The organism is Chryseobacterium sp. PCH239, assembly GCF_018924625.1.
Lineage (GTDB): Bacteria > Bacteroidota > Bacteroidia > Flavobacteriales > Weeksellaceae > Chryseobacterium > Chryseobacterium cucumeris.
On sequence record NZ_CP073027.1, the window covers coordinates 723,753 to 741,063 of the forward strand.

The 17,311-nt window shown below is 37.0% G+C and carries 17 protein-coding genes; 10 read left to right on the forward strand and 7 right to left on the reverse strand.

Annotated features, from left to right (window positions below):
• Positions 1-51: 51 nt before the first annotated feature.
• From purC to KBP46_RS03500, 4 genes are all read right to left on the reverse strand, one after another.
• Positions 52-774 (reverse strand): phosphoribosylaminoimidazolesuccinocarboxamide synthase, encoded by a 723-nt coding sequence (gene purC, locus KBP46_RS03485; RefSeq protein ID WP_047430685.1) that lies wholly within the window; start codon positions 772-774, stop codon positions 52-54.
• Between the two features lie 36 nt (positions 775-810).
• Positions 811-1,506 (reverse strand): DUF3307 domain-containing protein, encoded by a 696-nt coding sequence (locus tag KBP46_RS03490; RefSeq protein WP_062669712.1) that lies wholly within the window; start codon positions 1,504-1,506, stop codon positions 811-813.
• Positions 1,507-1,508: 2 nt separating this feature from the next.
• Positions 1,509-2,114: a SatD family protein gene (locus tag KBP46_RS03495; RefSeq protein ID WP_034698295.1), complete on the reverse strand. Its 606-nt coding sequence runs from the start codon at positions 2,112-2,114 to the stop codon at positions 1,509-1,511.
• A 458-nt stretch (positions 2,115-2,572) separates the two neighbouring features.
• Entirely contained in the window at positions 2,573-4,486 is a 1,914-nt protein-coding gene (locus tag KBP46_RS03500; protein ID WP_216444639.1) for an endonuclease, read from the reverse strand.
• A gap of 191 nt (positions 4,487-4,677) precedes the next feature.
• Between KBP46_RS03500 and KBP46_RS03505 the strand changes: the two genes are divergently transcribed.
• The 10 genes from KBP46_RS03505 to KBP46_RS03550 all read left to right on the forward strand — a co-directional run bounded on the left by KBP46_RS03505 (position 4,678) and on the right by KBP46_RS03550 (position 14,093).
• The gene (locus KBP46_RS03505) at positions 4,678-5,817 is read left to right on the forward strand and encodes an acyl-CoA dehydrogenase family protein (RefSeq protein WP_120231072.1); all 1,140 of its coding nucleotides are present in this window, start codon (positions 4,678-4,680) and stop codon (positions 5,815-5,817) included.
• A gap of 21 nt (positions 5,818-5,838) precedes the next feature.
• Complete coding sequence (locus tag KBP46_RS03510) at positions 5,839-6,336, forward strand: DinB family protein (protein WP_062669718.1); 498 nt, start codon at positions 5,839-5,841, stop codon at positions 6,334-6,336.
• A 365-nt stretch (positions 6,337-6,701) separates the two neighbouring features.
• A complete protein-coding gene (locus KBP46_RS03515; protein WP_216444640.1) occupies positions 6,702-9,632 on the forward strand; it encodes a reprolysin-like metallopeptidase in 2,931 nt (976 codons plus the stop codon).
• 474 nt (positions 9,633-10,106) lie between these two features.
• The gene (locus KBP46_RS03520) at positions 10,107-10,820 is read left to right on the forward strand and encodes a glycohydrolase toxin TNT-related protein (protein WP_120231070.1); all 714 of its coding nucleotides are present in this window, start codon (positions 10,107-10,109) and stop codon (positions 10,818-10,820) included.
• Between the two features lie 10 nt (positions 10,821-10,830).
• A complete protein-coding gene (locus tag KBP46_RS03525) occupies positions 10,831-11,241 on the forward strand; it encodes a hypothetical protein (RefSeq protein WP_216444641.1) in 411 nt (136 codons plus the stop codon).
• Positions 11,242-11,355: 114 nt separating this feature from the next.
• A complete protein-coding gene (locus tag KBP46_RS03530) occupies positions 11,356-12,087 on the forward strand; it encodes an energy transducer TonB (RefSeq protein WP_216444642.1) in 732 nt (243 codons plus the stop codon).
• 104 nt (positions 12,088-12,191) lie between these two features.
• A complete protein-coding gene (locus tag KBP46_RS03535; protein WP_216444643.1) occupies positions 12,192-12,659 on the forward strand; it encodes a nucleoside triphosphate pyrophosphohydrolase family protein in 468 nt (155 codons plus the stop codon).
• A 3-nt stretch (positions 12,660-12,662) separates the two neighbouring features.
• A complete protein-coding gene (locus tag KBP46_RS03540; RefSeq protein WP_062669728.1) occupies positions 12,663-13,226 on the forward strand; it encodes a thioredoxin family protein in 564 nt (187 codons plus the stop codon).
• A 3-nt stretch (positions 13,227-13,229) separates the two neighbouring features.
• A complete protein-coding gene (locus KBP46_RS03545; protein ID WP_062669730.1) occupies positions 13,230-13,835 on the forward strand; it encodes a DUF4230 domain-containing protein in 606 nt (201 codons plus the stop codon).
• Positions 13,836-13,907: 72 nt separating this feature from the next.
• The gene (locus KBP46_RS03550; RefSeq protein ID WP_123278245.1) at positions 13,908-14,093 is read left to right on the forward strand and encodes a hypothetical protein; all 186 of its coding nucleotides are present in this window, start codon (positions 13,908-13,910) and stop codon (positions 14,091-14,093) included.
• A gap of 96 nt (positions 14,094-14,189) precedes the next feature.
• Here KBP46_RS03550 and leuB read toward each other — a convergent pair whose 3' ends face one another.
• From leuB to leuC, 3 genes are read right to left on the reverse strand one after another with little or no spacing between them, the layout of a single operon-like run.
• Entirely contained in the window at positions 14,190-15,314 is a 1,125-nt protein-coding gene (gene leuB, locus KBP46_RS03555) for a 3-isopropylmalate dehydrogenase (RefSeq protein WP_120231067.1), read from the reverse strand.
• Positions 15,295-15,903, reverse strand: a complete 609-nt coding sequence (gene leuD, locus KBP46_RS03560) for a 3-isopropylmalate dehydratase small subunit (protein WP_062669734.1) — start codon at positions 15,901-15,903, stop codon at positions 15,295-15,297. Before leuD ends, leuB begins: the two co-directional genes overlap by 20 nt.
• A gap of 15 nt (positions 15,904-15,918) precedes the next feature.
• Positions 15,919-17,307 (reverse strand): 3-isopropylmalate dehydratase large subunit, encoded by a 1,389-nt coding sequence (gene leuC, locus KBP46_RS03565; RefSeq protein ID WP_216444644.1) that lies wholly within the window; start codon positions 17,305-17,307, stop codon positions 15,919-15,921.
• Positions 17,308-17,311 lie beyond the last annotated feature (4 nt).

The window sequence follows — 17,311 nt, forward strand, 5'->3', positions numbered from 1 at the left end:
ATTACAGCCTGTTTAATTTTTAAATGGTTTAATCTTCAAATAAATTAAATCTTATTTCTGTAAAAGATTTTTAAGACGGTTGTAGATTTCAACATAAGCCTCAGTAACTTCTCCTAAGTCTCTTCTGAATCTGTCTTTGTCTAATTTCTTCATGGTATCTTTATCCCAAAGTCTGCAAGTATCAGGAGAGATTTCGTCTGCTAAGATGATTTCACCGTCTGAAGTTTTACCTAATTCGATTTTGAAATCTACCAGGATGATATTGATTTTGTCAAACAGGTCGATAAGGATATCATTGATATCTGAAGATAACTCATACATTTCGTCAAGTTCTTCGTAAGTAGCTGCTCCTAAAAAAACGGCATGGTGATCATTGATAAGCGGATCTCCCAATTCATCTTTTTTATAACAGATATCGAAGATCGTTACCGGAGATTTAATTCCTTCTTCCACTCCTAATCTTTGCGCCATGCTTCCTGCAGAGTAGTTTCTTACTACCATTTCCAAAGGAATGATAGATACTTTTCTTACCAGCTGCTCTCTTTCGTCTAATTTTTGGATGAAATGAGTTTTGATCCCTTTTTCATTTAAATATTCAAAAATAAGAGTTGTGATGGCGTTGTTCATTTCTCCTTTAAGGTCTACCTGACCTCTTTTTTGAGCATTAAATGCTGTAGCATCGTCTTTGAAACGTACTACTACTTCATCAGGATTATCGGTTGCAAATACTTGTTTTGCTTTCCCCTCGTACAACATTTCTTTCTTTTGACTCATAATTTTACTTTCTAAATTGTAGTTAGATTTATTAATTTATTTTATTATTATTCCTGTTAAGACAGCCAGTCCAAAACTCAGCAGTGTACCAATTAATACATATTCTGTAAGCTTTCTCTGTTTTGCCTGTGCAAGGTCGCTGAATCTGAAAACAGATTTGGCAGCCACCATGAAACCTACGCCTTCCCAGTGATTCACCATAATAAAAGTGAAAACCAGCAGGCGTTCTAAAATTCCGATATATTTTCCGGCACTTGATAAAGATTCGGTTTGAATAGTATTGGGGCCATCCGGAGCAGGCGTCCATGATGACAATAAGATTTTTATAAAAATAGAAGCCGGTGTTGTTAAAAACAGTGCCGCCATAATTACCTTTAAAAATTCCTGATTCTGTAAAAATCCAAAGCTGAATTCCTGGAAATAAAAAGAAACTCCGCCAATCACAAGAATATGCAGCAGCTGATCTATGAAAAACCATCTTTTCTTAGTCTTTACATTCTGGAAACTAAGCTTGGCTGCATCAATAATAAAGTGAGTTATTCCCACTAATACAGCAACCCACCAAAGCTGAAGATCCCAAATAAAAATCAGACTTAAAACAATGTGAATCAGAACATGAATGTATAAAAACTTACTTTTCAGTTTATAGTTTTCCTTATCTGCAACCCATGAATTTGGCTGAAGTATAAAATCTCCGAGTAGATGTGCCAATATGAGTTTGATGAAGATCATGCCTATAATTCTGAGATTTTCTTTCTGAAATACTGATTGGTTTCCACGATGAGCTCATAGTTGGCTCGTTTCAGTCTCTGGCTTACCGAAGACTGTGAAATAGCAAATCTCTTAGCAAGATCCTCCTGTGTGATATCCTGATTCATGATCATTTCATGAATAATCTCTGCCGTAGCCATCGTCCAGTTATCAAAATCCTTGGACGACCATTTCAACAGGATATTAAGATCCCTGTCCACCGGATCACTGGAGGTTTTAATAGCAACCGTATGACCGTCACTTTTAAGATCATTAAGCAGTCTTCCTGAATTAACATAAGCTGTACCATTAGATTCAGTGATCTTCTCAGAAGAGAAACTTTCCTCACCAATACCTATGGCCATTCTTACATCCAGATTTTCGACACTTTTAATAAGAGATTTTATGGCTAGAAAACGCCAGAAAACGTCATCAATTTTGCACTTGAACTGAAACTCATCTCCCCTGTAGATTTCCCATGTGTGAGGAGCGCTTCCCCATTTTTCGAGAAGATGTTTAAGTCTGGTAATCCAAACTTCAGTGTCCGCATGCTGTGAATTTATAATATCACCGGTAATGACCGCTATCATACTGCAAATATAAGCATAATTACTTATATATAAAAAATATAAGCAGAAACACTTATAGATATTCATTATTAGCGAATCAGCTTATATCAATGATGTAGTAAACATAAGGTTTTTAAGGCATTATATAAAACTACAAAATTACAGAAATGCAAAAAAATGTCCGATCTTTTAGTATTATATTTACTTTAACTCTACTTTTTTCATTTTTTTCAGGCAAGAAGCTGTTCCTGCTATCCGCTAATACTCCTCGCTCCTACCTACTCCGGCTTCTTAACCCTCCATTTCTCCCACTTATACTCCGGGGCAACCGCTGCTATCAGGGCTAGAACACTCATTGCGAGCAAAGTGAAGCAATCTCCAACTTTGTTTCTATATTATATTAAAAATAAACCTAACAGGTTTTTAAACCTGTTAGGTTGGGATGGTCACAAAATTGTAGTATTTAAATCTGATTTTATTTACTTTTTAATAAACTGATGCGCTTCCTCATCAAGCTTTAAGAAATATATTCCTGTAGGAATTCCCATCACCGGAATACTTTTCTTATACCTGAAAGGATCCTTCTCCGTATAAATTACTTTCCCGGAAAGATCTATAACCTGAGCCATTTTTACATGGGTAACTTCTCCGTTCACATATAGATTATCGTAAACAGGATTCGGATATATTGTAAACTCATTCTTAACCGTAATGAATTCTGCTGTAGACAATGTGCCACCAAGGTTCTGACAGTAATTGGACGGATAAGAATCCCATTCACTGATAGTAAAAGTATTATTAGGCTGATTGATGGTGTTCTTTCTGTATAAAGATACGTTCCCGTTATTATTGGTCGTGTATTTTACCCCGATAGCATCTACTGTAACTGTTTTGTTATACGCAAGTTCCACATAATTTCCTCCCGCAAACATCATAGGATCAGAAGCTGTAGCAAATCTTGCCTCATCAGGAGTATAACATGATAAAGTGCCTTTCGGATTCAGGATAACAAAAGTTTCATTGTTTCCTACCCTGCCTTCCAATTCATATGTGTCACCATTATAGAAATCTCCGGATAGACTATTTTTAAACTGAATATTAATTCTGTAATTATTTAAATTAACCTCATGTCCTGTTTTATTGACGATTTCCAGCGCATTATTTTTCACAGATTCCGTATTTGTTCCGGATATATATTTGGTAATGATAAGATCCGAGGCATAGGAATCCGAAGCAATTGTTGAGGCTGTCACCGTATTACTGAATGGAGATTCCAGGTATGCTTTATCAAAAGCTTTCACCGTAAAAGTATAGATGGTTGACGGGCTCAGATGATCGATGCTGATGGAAGTCCCTTTTGTAACCGCAACAGGTGTCGCTGATCCATTCATATAAACTCTGTAGCCTAAAACATCATTATCAGGAGAAGCCGTCCAGCTCAGATTCACAAAATAAGCATTCTGCTGGGTTGAAACCAGTGATCCGGGAGCTGCGGGAGCAATATTATCAGGCGTTTCGGACCAGATCATATCAATCCACTCAGGATGATCTATAAATGGATTTCTATTTTTTTGTATAGTATAAACAGCATTGTTCCGGTCAATTTCTCTTTGTGAAACAGGATCTGCTGCACTCCATTGTTTCAGCATAGCAATATAAGCAAGATCAACCGCTCTTTCTTCCGTTCCATCCAATGGACACTGATCAGTAGCCGGAGTAAGATTGGCCGAAGTAGTATAAGCTGTATTAAATGAACCTAATTTTCCTTCATACCGTACTGCAAAATACAACAAGCTCCTGGCAATATCACCTTTGAATTCATTAATAGGTTCATACACTCTTCCGGTATAAGGGTAATTGGGAATAGCTGCATTGGATATTCTCGAAGTGTTGGAAAAAATATAATGGCTGGTATTATTTCCTATTCCATAAGGATAATTGCTCCTGCGCTGGTTGATCCATCCATCAACAGGAATTATAAAATTCAGATCCGAATACATAGGATAATCACTGATAGATGAGCTTGTACTGAATGTACTTTGCGGCATCATATGTTCTCTGTTATACCCCTGCCCTTCCATACCGACACCTGCTACCAGCTGATCCGCAGTATATTCATAAGAATCAGGTCCTGAAGGAATTTCAGAATAGATATCCAGCAGATACTGAGTATTGGAAGCATCATGATCATAATATTTATCCAGATCAGTCTGTCCATACAACACCTTAAGATCGTCATAATGCCAGTTGACCATCTTTTCAGAAATAATATCATGAAGTTTTGATTTCAGAGCATATCCTGTCAATCCGGCAGTTCCGTCGTAATATCCGGCAGGAACCTGCGCAGAAATATAAGAGGAAATTAAAATGATAGGAAGTAGAAATTTTTTCATGCTTTAAAAATTGGGGAACTAAAATAGTGAAATAAAAAACGGAAAGGACTGAATATTTTATTAATAAAGTATTAATTCTGAAAATATAAAAATTTGAAAACTAAAGGGATTACCCTTTAGATATTACGATTGAAATAATTTATTTTAGCATTCCATCAATTTGGTTATCTTTGGGAACTAACTATTATTATATGAATACAGAGACTATTGACAACATCAAAATGATAGCGGAAACCGCTAGAGAATTCGCAGAAAAGAACATCAGACCGAATATTATGGAATGGGATGAAAGCCAAACGTTTCCAAAAGAGTTATTCCACCAATTGGGTGAGATGGGTTTTATGGGAATTGTAGTTCCTGAACAATATGGAGGTTCCGGCTTAGGTTATCATGAGTATGTTACTATTCTGGACGAAATTTCTCAAGTTGACCCATCTATTGGTCTTTCTGTAGCAGCACACAACTCACTTTGCACCAATCATATTTACGAATTTGGAAATGAAGAACAAAGACACAAATGGCTTCCTCAGCTGGCTTCCGGAAAAGTAATCGGAGCTTGGGGACTGACTGAGCACAACACAGGTTCTGATTCAGGAGGCATGTCTACTACAGCTGTAAAAGATGGTGATGAATGGATCATCAACGGAGCTAAAAATTTCATTACTCACGCTATTTCAGGAGATATTGCCGTAGTAATGACAAGAACAGGAGAAATAGGTGCTAAGAACAACTCTACTGCTTTTGTTTTAGAAAAAGGAATGCCTGGTTTTACTTCCGGAAAAAAAGAAAATAAACTGGGAATGCGTGCTTCTGAAACAGCAGAATTAATTTTTGATAACGTACGTGTACCGGATTCTCACCGTTTAGGAGAGGTAGGTGAAGGCTTCAAGCAGGCTATGAAAGTTTTGGACGGAGGTAGAATTTCTATTGCTGCATTAAGTTTAGGTACTGCAAGAGGAGCTTACAAAGCTGCTTTGAAATATGCAAAAGAAAGACATCAGTTCGGAAAACCTATTGCAGATTTCCAGGCAATCAACTTCATGTTAGCAGATATGGCTACAGAAATTGATGCCGCTGAACTTCTTATCCAAAGAGCTTCTACACTTAAAAATGCAAAACAAAAAATGACAAAAGAAGGAGCTATGGCTAAATTATATGCTTCTGAGGCTTGTGTAAGAATCTCAAACAATGCAGTTCAGATCTTCGGTGGATACGGATATACAAAGGACTTCCCTGCTGAAAAGTTCTATAGAGACTCTAAGCTTTGTACGATTGGAGAAGGAACTTCTGAAATCCAGAGACTGGTCATCGGAAGAGATATCACGAAATAACATTTTAAAATCCCAATACAAATGATTAAACAGGCACTTTTAGGTGAATTTCTGCATGAAGCTGAAAACACCAGAAAAATTTTACAGGCAATCCCCGACAGCGCACTAGACTGGAAACCGTCCGAAAAAAACTGGACAACCGGTCAGCTTGCCTCTCACATTGCTGAAGTATACAATTGGTACGAATCCACTTTCAATAAGGATATTTTTGATATGGGTACGTATAAGTATGACAAAGGAGATATTTCCAAAGCGGAGAATATCCTTGCAAAATTCGAAGAAAATGTTGCCAACGCACAGAAAGCTCTTGAAAACTCGGATGAGAACACTTATTTCAATGAATGGAAAATGGAAATGGATGGAAATGTACTTTTCCCTCCTATGCCAAAGGTTCAGGTGGTAAGAGCTTTTCTTTATAATCATTTGTACCATCACAGAGGTGAGCTTGTGGTTTACCTAAGATCAACCGGAAATAAAGTTCCGGGACTTTATGGCCCCACTGCTGATGATAAAATGTAATTAAGGATTACATACATTAAATATAGTAAGCTGTTTCATTCTGGAACAGCTTTTTTTGTCTACTGAATACGGAATAGCGTAATAAATTCAATTTACTAACATTATTCACATATCTTTAAATAATTATCAATTTATATTGTCTCATTTTAATTAAATAACAAACAAAATATCAATATAATATTTTTTTCAAAATCAACGCATTCTTCATTACTTTCACTTTTCTGTATTAATGAGCCTTTTCAATTATATATAATGTATTGCATAATATATTATATACAAACTCCAAATATTCCTTAAAAAATTTTGTTTTCCGTAATATATTTTTTATTAGATTTGATATTCCACAATCAAATTTAATATTTAATATGAAAAAACAATTAACGCTGATTGGAATGCTCCTTATTTCGGGTATTTCTTTCGCACAGACTGACCGTCTTTGGTCTGAAGGTTCAAAAAGAACTTCATCAGAAATCTTTGCAAACAAAACCGGCATCAGCAATCCTAAGGTATACAACCTGGATATCAACGGATTGAAAAACATTCTGGCAAAAGCTCCCAAGAGACTGGCTGCAGGCGAAAAATCAGAACTCATCATCTCTTTTCCGAATTCTGAAGGCAGAATGGAAAATTTTAAAGTGAGGGAGAATTCCAATTTTGCCCCTGAGTTGGCAGCAAAATATCCGGATATCAAATCCTATGTAGGACAAGGTCTGGATGATCCTAATTCCACAGTTTATTTCAGTGTTTCTCCACTAGGACTGTCATCTATGGAAATTTATGGTGACAAATCGGCTGTTTTCATCGAGCCTTACACCAAAGATCTTTCTTCGTATGTAGTGTACAGAAAATCTGACAAAAAAGATGATCTTAACAAATTTGAATGTACCGTGGTGGATGCCGCACAGAAAGGAGTTTCCAATTCTGCTCTTGCAGCAAGACCTAACGCTGACGATGCCAAACTGAGAACATTCAGACTGGCATTATCGTGCACAGGAGAATACACCACTTATTTCGGAGGTACAAAAGCTCAGGCTTTAGCAGCAATGAACACCACAATGACCCGTGTAAACGGTGTTTTTGAAAAAGATTTCGCTGCAAGAATGGTTCTGATTGCCAACAATGATGCTGTCATCTACACCAATGCGTCTACAGACCCCTATTCTGCTGCTTCAGGAATGAGCAACTGGAATTCACAGCTGCAAAGCACTTTAACATCTGTAATTGGCGAAGCTAATTATGACATCGGACACTTGTTCGGAGCTTCAGGAGGTGGAGGAAATGCAGGATGTATCGGCTGTATCTGTACAAACGGATCAAAAGGAAGTGGTTATACTTCTCCGGCAGATGCCATTCCTTCAGGAGATAATTTCGATATCGACTATGTAGCTCATGAAATGGGACATCAGTTCGGTGGAAACCACACCTTCTCCATGAATAATGAAGGAACAGGTGCCAATATGGAACCAGGTTCAGGATCAACCATTATGGGATATGCAGGAATTACCAGCCAGGATATCCAGCCGCATTCTGACGCGTTTTTCCATGCAATCAGTATCCAACAAATCACCAATAATATTAAAGCTAAAACCTGCTCTGTTAATACCAATACAGGAAATTCAATTCCTACAGCCAATGCAGGATTAGATTATACTATTCCAAAAGGAACTCCATTCGTACTGACAGGAACAGGAACGGATGCTGACGGAGATTCTTTAACCTACATCTGGGAACAAATGGACAACGCTTCTTCTTCTCAGACAGGAGCAAGTTCCGCCGCAAGTGCTACAAAAGACTCAGGACCTAATTTCAGATCATGGACTCCTACTACTGCACCTGTAAGATATTTTCCAAGAATGGCTTCGATTTTAACCGGAGCAACTACTACAGCTGGTTCTGAAATCACAGTTGAGGCTCTTTCTTCAGTTGCCAGAACATTAAACTTCAGATTTACTGTTCGTGATAACAAAGCAGGAGGTTCAGGAAATAATTCCGATGATGCTGTTATCACTGTTAACGGAACTGCCGGACCATTCAATATCACTTCACAGAACTCTGCAACAACATACGCCGGAGGAAGTTCTCAGACAGTAACATGGAATGTGGCAGGAACTACAGCCAACGGGGTAAATGCTGCTAATGTGGATATCCTTTGGTCTACAGACAGTGGAAATACATGGACTACTCTATTGGCAGGAACTCCGAATGATGGCTCACAGGCAGTTACTATTCCTAATGCCAATACAACGACAGGAAGAATTATGGTAAAAGGATCAAACCACATTTTCTTTGATGTTAACAATGCTAACATCTCTGTAAATGCAGGTTCCGGAACTCCTGACACCGTTGCTCCTACCGCGCCTACCCTTGCAGCTTCAGGAACTACAGCTACAACCACTAACCTTTCATGGTCTGGAGCTACAGATAATGTTGGTGTTACCGGATACGATGTATATCAGGGAGCTTCATTAATTGGTTCTACGGCTTCTACTACATATACTGTAACAGGACTTTCACCGACAACTACGTATTCTTTCTCTGTGAAAGCAAAAGATGCGGCAGGAAATGCTTCTGTTTCCAGCAACACTGTAAGTGTTACGACTCTTTCCGGAGGAACGGTTACTTATTGTTCTTCTTCGGCCTCAAACACAGCAGATGAAAGAATAGGAAATGTAACCTTTGGATCTATCAATAATACGTCTACAGGAACTGCAGGATATGAAAACTTCACTTCAGTTTCCACGAATGTTACAAGAGGAAGCGCTTACACAATTTCCATTACTCCGGTTTGGACTTCCACAAAATACAGCGAAGCTTACGCGGTTTATATTGATTACAACGGAGACGGAGACTTTACAGACAGCGGAGAGCTGGCATGGACAAAAGCAGGTTCTACAACAAGTCCGGTTACAGGATCTATTACAATCCCGGCTACCGCTACTGTTGGTTCTACAAGAATGAGAGTAATGATGAAGTATAGTTCAATCCCTACTTCTTCATGTGAAGCTTTCACTTACGGACAAGTAGAAGATTATACCCTTAATATTGTTTCTTCCGGAAAAGGAGATCTTCATAGTACGAAAGATCTGATCACCGATGTGAAACTTTATCCAAACCCTGCAAGAGATATACTTTATATTTCCAATACAACTTCTGAAGATTACAAAATCTTCGATATGGGTGGAAAATTAATCGACTCAGGAAAACTACAAAGAGGATCAGTGAACGTAAGCAACCTTATCAAAGGTGCTTATATGATTCAAATCGGAGAATCTTCTAAGAGATTTGTTAAAAACTAATCCTTTACAATTAAACGATGTAAAAACTGCTCCTTATGGGGCAGTTTTATTTTTTTAAAGTAAAATATCATCACAATAAACAATTATAAATGAAATTAATTACATAAAAACATTTTATTTAAAACAAAATAACTATAATTTGAGTTTTTTAATTTAAATTTATCGCATAACAATATTTTATTGTGCCGTTTACCCAGATTGTATTTAAGGGAGCTCCAAAGCCGTTTTTGATGTCTCATGCAGCTGCTGTTTTTGACTCTATTTCGGAGTAAATTGATATTTCTACACTTTACTGTCAGAAAAGTGTATTATTAAAACAAATTCCAGCCTCAAAAATTTCTCTTACTGAACAGAAAATCATTACTAATCCTCATTTCAGTAATTCATTTAAAATCTTTGTAAATAATATGATGTTTCAAAAAGGTAATTCCCTCTAATACCACATTATTTTAAGATAATTTAAAATTTTTTTATATGAAACATTTATTTAAGTACATCTTTTTTTTAGCCATCACTTCTTTCTCGGTTGCCTGTAGTTCTGATGATGATGAAGTAATAGACATCAATCCGGATGTGACCACTGTATTCTACAAAAATGCGGATGAATTGGCAGTAACCTATGATCCCGGTAATTCGGTAAGTCAAGCCATAAAAAATCAAGCTTATGACCTATACAAAAGGGGAAAATGGAGTGAATTGGAATCACTTTTTAAAGCTAATAATTTAAATGGTGGATGGCCGCCTGCCAACGGAGGTTATAATATTGTTGATGATGTTCCTTTACAGGTTGGACAAAAATTCGACAGATACAGCGGAGCAGTGGGCAACTATACCGGTACCGGAGTTCCTACATTAGGAGGAAGTTTTACAAGTCCTATTATCAATGGTTACACTTATACTTTTACCCAAAGAGCATTAAATCAACCTGAAGACAAGTATGATTTTTACTATGAAATCGATGTTTTGAATAGTTCCATGCAGTTTAAAACCCAAACCGCAGACATCATTCCTTGGTTTAACCAGGCAGGGAAAGGAAAACAAACCATGTGGAAAATCCCTATCGACATCAACACGGGTTACCAGAAAACATGGAATAAGCTGGCTGAAGAAGGTTATATAAAAGTTACCATTAAGAAAAGCCCAAGCGGAAAATACACTAATTTAGTAGGTACAGTTATTCAGCCATAAATCAACCCAGATGTATTCAATATCAGAAAAAATAAACCTAACCGAAAAAGCTACTGTTGAAAAAAGCACCTTCATCAACGATGAAGCTCTTCCATCAGCAATAACCACTTTCACCTGCTGTCATTGCGGCAACAAAAATACCGTTGCAATAGTACCTTATGAATCAGGATTTCCCGTTCTGCAGCTGTATCATGAAGATAAAGTAGTATCTAAAAATGAATTGTTAAAGCACAAAATTGTCAACGGAACTTCTCAAAGAATGTTGCATTTCGGAGAATTAACAGTTAATGATTTACCTACTTTATATTTTGGTATCGATTGCACTTCCTGTCATTCAAAATATATAGGCGTTTTCAGCTATGGGGAAAAGCAGCCAGGATTGATGATATTGACTATCTCAGGAATCTGGAAATATGAGTAATTGAAATCTTATCTATATCCTATTAAAAGTCCACAAGTTTCAGATTGTGGACTTTTTCTTACTTTAGTGAAGAAATTAATAACATTATTGATAACCAGGAAAACACATTAATTCATGAAAAAGATTACTTTACTTCTTTTCATGCTGTTCTTTAAGCCAGCATATTCACAAAAAACACTTGCCCAGTATCCTGATAACCAGTTTCCATACCAAGGAGGTTCTATCCAATTGTTCTCAGATATGCAGGACTATTTCCTGAAAAGCAGATCAAAACCATGTGATCAAAATGAGATGTATTTTGTAAGCCTAAAGATTGATGAGAAAGGTAAACCTGCTTTAGTAAAGAAAAAGAGCGATGATCCTATTATAGAAAAGAACAAATGCGCTTTTACTCTTGCTGTCAAATCTTTAGGAAGCTTAAAAAACTGGCAGCCTGCAGAACAAAACGGACAGAAAGTTGCCGCTTATTTCGATTTTCTATTTCAACCCAAAGATTTTTTTGAAAATTACAAACCTGATTACGATATTGTTAAATCATATCAATCCGCTGCCATGCCCGGAGGGATGAAAGCATTTAGAAAAGAAGTTGTTGAAAGCTTAAATAATTATTTGGATTGGGAAACTTACAACCCAAAAGGAACATTTCTTATATCCTTTTCAATAGATGAAAATGGAGACATCATCAATGTAGATATTGAGCCCAAAGTAGAAAACAATAAAATTCTTCTTGAGGATGTAAAATTTGCTCTGAAAAAAATAAAAGGGAAGTGGAGTCCGGCAAAAAAGAATGGAACACCAGTAAAATCATGGTTTAGAATACCTATTAACTTTAATTCGCGGGAATAAAATTAAAACAATAGACAGCCTGCGCTTTTGAGTCTCATATTTTACTCGTGTACATTTCACATTTTACAAATCCTTTTCTATCTTTGTGGGAAATAAAAAAATTCATGGATAAAATTGATAGTCTGAACCAAGTAGCAGAATTCCATACTACTTTCAAAGCCCCTATTTTAGATACCCCACAAATTCCTTCTCCAGAAAGATGCAATCTGAGAGTAGAACTTTTACAGGAAGAATTAAACGAACTGAAGCAGGCGATTGCTGACAATAATATTGTAGAAATTGCTGATGCATTGTGTGATCTTCAGTATGTTTTGAGTGGTGCTGTACTGGAATTCGGACTTGGCAACAAATTTGTAGAGCTATTCAACGAAGTTCAGCGCTCCAATATGTCGAAGGCATGTGATAATGAAGAGCAGGCAAAGGAAACTGTTGAATTTTACAAAGAGAAGAAAGTAGAATCTTTTTATGAAAAGTCCGGAGAAAAATTCAATGTTTACAGACAGGCAGATCATAAAGTATTGAAAAACAAATACTACTCTCCTGCTGATTTAAAATCAATTATCGAAAAATAAAATATGAAAAAATTTATTACCAATATTGTTGCCTTTTCAACCTTGTTTTTGGCTTCACAACAGCTTACTGCACAAAAAGTAGTGGTAAACCGTGAAGTTGAAACCCAGAATGACGGCAAAATGCTTTTGGGAAACCAGTTGAAAGAGCAGTTTTTAAAAGCTCCTTATGCAGATTGGTATGTGAAAGAACATGATGAGTATGTTCTTGATCAAAAAGCAGTCAGTGAATTAAAAAAAGAGAGAATCGGAACCTATGATATTATTGTTTTTATGGGAACCTGGTGCGAAGACAGCCACAGAGATTTTCCAAGACTGATGAAAATATTGGAAGCCGTAGGTTATCCGGAAAATAAATTGAATATTATTGCTGTTAACCGTAAGAAAGAATCTCCTACCGGAGACGAAAGTCTTTACAATCTTCAGAAAGTTCCTACCATTATTCTGAAAAGATATGGAAAAGAAGTAGGTAGAATTATAGAAATGCCCACTACAGGATATATTGAAAGGGATTTGGTTCAAATTCTGAAAAAGAACGATTCATCTGTCATCAAAGAAATTTTTAAATAGATTTTGAGAAATTATAGAACAATATTATCCTTTGTAGCCGGTGCTGGTGCGATGGTGCTGCTGTTTTTTGGTCTGAAATCCTGCCTGAACCCTGGAAATAAAACTGAAAAATCGGATTATTATATCCTGACCAATCAGATTTCCAAGATGAATAAGATGGTGGTCATGGAGCAGAATACTTCCAGTATGCAGAAAACCAAAATGGGTTATGAAGTTTTTGGGAAAGAAATTTCCAGCAACAGCATTATTACGTATACCAAAACCAATGCACAGGTTTCTTATGATCTTAACAAAATGAAGATCGAAGTAGATTCCATCAATAAAAAGCTTATTATTACCGAGCTTCCTGATGCTGAGATCAGAATAACTCCAAGTGTTGAAATTCAATCTTTAGACGATTCTTTTATTAACAGGATCTCGGAAAAAGACATTAAAAATGTTACAGCTAAAGCTAAAGAAACGGCAGAAAAATCAATTGATCAGAATCAGTTGAGAACAGAAGGCCGTAAGCAGCTCATGGAAAACCTGAATAATATTTTTGTATTGGCTAAGGCTTTGAATTATGAAATAGAAGACAAGACCGGAAAAATTGGTATTCTGGGACTTTAGGTTAAAATATTTCTGTTTGGCAAACCCTTTGAATGATAATATCCATATTGTTTACATTTAAAATTCAAACTCATGAATACAAAAGGAAAAACCACCAGGAAAGAATCTGCCAATACCGCAGAAACCCAAAAGCAAAATCAGGATTTCCAGAATATTCCTGCAGCATCAAAAAAGACCAATCCACCTGATATTGACAAAGAAGATGTTCAGAAGTCTTCCAAAAACAAATCAGGAAAAACGGATAACACAAAAAAATAAAAGAGCTTTTAAGGCTTTATTATAATGAAAAACGAAAAGTTCCGTCTCATACGAGGCGGAACTTTTCTTTCTAACTATCTAACTGAACTTTTGTTTCTATACAATGGTCGATTTTCCGATCTTAATATTTTCAAAATTGTAATAAGACTTTTCAGAATATCTGATATGATCGGCAATAAAGCTTCCCACTTCACTTGTGGAGTAATACTGTTTGCTATTAAGATCGATTGTGACATACTTATTCTCAATAGCATGCTCTACCGACTGTCTTAATTTTTCTGCTGCGGTCTTTAAACCAAGATGATCCAGCATCATCGCCACACTTAAAATAGAAGCAACAGGATTGGCAATTCCTTTCCCTTTCGCCTGTGGATAAGATCCGTGAATAGGCTCAAACAAAGCATTCTTCTCTCCTACTGAAGCAGATGGTAACAATCCGATGGATCCTCCGATCACACTTGCTTCATCGGAAATAATATCACCAAACATATTTTCCGTTACAATGACATCAAAATGCTTAGGATTAAGGATCAGCTGCATGGCTGCGTTGTCCACAAACATATAATCAAGCTCTACATCCGGATATTCCGGTGCAATTTCCTGACACGTCTTTCTCCACAATCTTGACGTATCCAAAACATTGGCTTTATCGATAAGCGTAAGCTTTTTCTTTCTTTTCTGTGCTTCCTGAAACGCCATGTGCGCAATCGGAATAATATCTTCACGGCTGTATTTGCAGACATCATAAGCGTAAGCACCTTCCGGATCTGTAAATTTTTCACCAAAATAGATTCCGCTTACCAGTTCTCTGAAAATCTGAATATCAGCACCTTCAATAATTTCTCTTTTCAATGGGCTTTTATCAATCAGAGAGGCATAGGTTTTTAAAGGACGGATATTGGCAAACAATCCTAACTCCTTGCGAAGTTTCAATAATCCCTGTTCAGGTCTTACTTTCGCTTCCGGATTGTTATCAAAAATCGGATCACCAATAGCTCCGAACAGTACAGCATCAGACTCTTTACAGATTTTCAGCGTTTCTTCGGGCAAAGGATTTCCAGTTTTAAAAATAGCCTCTGCACCGATTAATCCATATTCAAAATGGAATTTACATTGAAAAGCTTCAGCAATAGCATCTAATATTTTAATGCTTTCACCGATGATTTCCGGGCCAATCCCATCTCCGGGAAGAACCGCGATTTTAAAATAATTGTCGCTCATTTGCTTTTTGTGTTTTTAATTCAAATTCTGTGATCGTCTGCTTTCTGCTGATTAAAAAATCAATATCGTCATAGCCATTCAGCAGGCATATTTTTTTATAAGAATCTAATTCAAAGGTTTCAGTGGTATCTTTAAAGCTGATGGACTGTAGTTCTACATCAATAGCGATTTCATTATCAGGATTTTCATTGATACCCTCTAAAATTTCTTTTAAAAATTCTTCGGAAACTTTTACAGGAAGAAGGCCGTTATTCAAAGCATTTCCTTTAAAGATATCCGCGAAATAACTTGAAACAATGACCTTGAATCCATAATCCGTTAAAGACCAGGCAGCATGTTCACGACTACTCCCACAACCGAAATTATTTCCTGCAACAAGAATCTCACCACCAAATTTGGGATTGTTTAAAACAAAGTCCGGATTAGGTTCCCCAGTATGAATATTGAACCTCCAGTCTCTGAACAGATTTTCTCCGAACCCTTTTCTGTCTATACTTTTCAGGAATCTTGCCGGAATAATCTGGTCTGTATCTATATTTTCTGCCGGCAGTGGAACTGCACGGGATTTTAAAACAACTAATTTTTGCATTTACTTTTAATCTGTTTAGTTTAAACTTTCAAAAGCTGATATTTTACCTTCTATGGCTGCTTTTGCTGCAGTAAGCGGGCTGGCAAGAATTGTCCTTGAGCCTTGTCCCTGTCTGCCTTCAAAGTTTCTGTTGGAAGTGGAAACACAATATTCTCCTTCCGGGATTTTATCATCATTCATCGCCAGACATGCAGAACATCCCGGCTGACGAATCTGAAATCCTGCATCACTGAATATTTTATCCAAACCTTCCTCATAAATCTGTTTAACCACCTGCTGAGATCCGGGAACAATCAGTGCTTTTACAGCCTCAGATTTGCTTTTCCCTTTAATATACTGGGCTGCAGAACGGAAATCTTCTATTCTTGCATTGGTACAGCTTCCTATGAACACATAATTAACTTTGATACTGTTAACTGCCTGTCCGGCTTCCAGTCCCATATATTGTAAAGCTTTCTCTTCAGATTCATTTTGCGGTGCCGGAATCACTTCGCGGATTGAAATCCCCATTCCTGGATTAGTACCGTAGGTAATCATAGGATAAATATCCGAAGCATCAAAGCTGAGTTCCTGATCAAAAACAGCGCCTTCATCTGTTTTCAAGGTTCTCCAATAGGCTACTTTTTCATTCCAGTCTTCTCCTTCCGGGGCGAATTTTCTTCCCTTTACGTATTCAAAAGTAGTTTCATCCGGAGCAATCATTCCGCCTCTCGCACCCATTTCAATACTCATGTTGCAGACCGTCATTCTTCCTTCCATTGACATTTCTTCGAAGACATTACCTGCATATTCGCAGAAATATCCTGTTCCGCCGTCTGTTCCTATTTTTGAAATGATATAAAGAATCACATCTTTAGGCTGAACATTTTCGTTTAATTTGCCATTGACGGTAATTCTCATTGATTTCGGCTTGTTCAGCAATAAACACTGGCTGGCAAATACCTGAGCTACCTGGCTGGTTCCAATCCCAAAGGCAATTGATCCAAATGCCCCATGGGTAGAGGTATGGCTGTCACCACACACAATACTCATGCCCGGCTGGGTAATCCCTAATTCCGGAGCGATGATATGAACAATCCCCTGATATTGATGTCCCAATCCGAAAAGTTCAATATTATTTTTTTTACAGTTTTCTGTAAGCTGTTCTACCTGATTTCTCGAAAGATCATCTTTAATAGGCTGATCCTGATGCAAGGTAGGTACATTGTGATCCGCAGTCGCAACAATCTGTTCAGGTCTGAAGATTTCCAGATTTCTGGATTCAAGTTCTGCAAAAGCCTGAGGGCTTGTTACCTCATGAATAAGATGTTTGTCTATATAAATGATCTGAGGTCCGTCAGGAATGGTTTCTACCACGTGAGCGTCCCAAACTTTATCAAAAAGTGTCTTTTTACTGTTGTTCATTGTT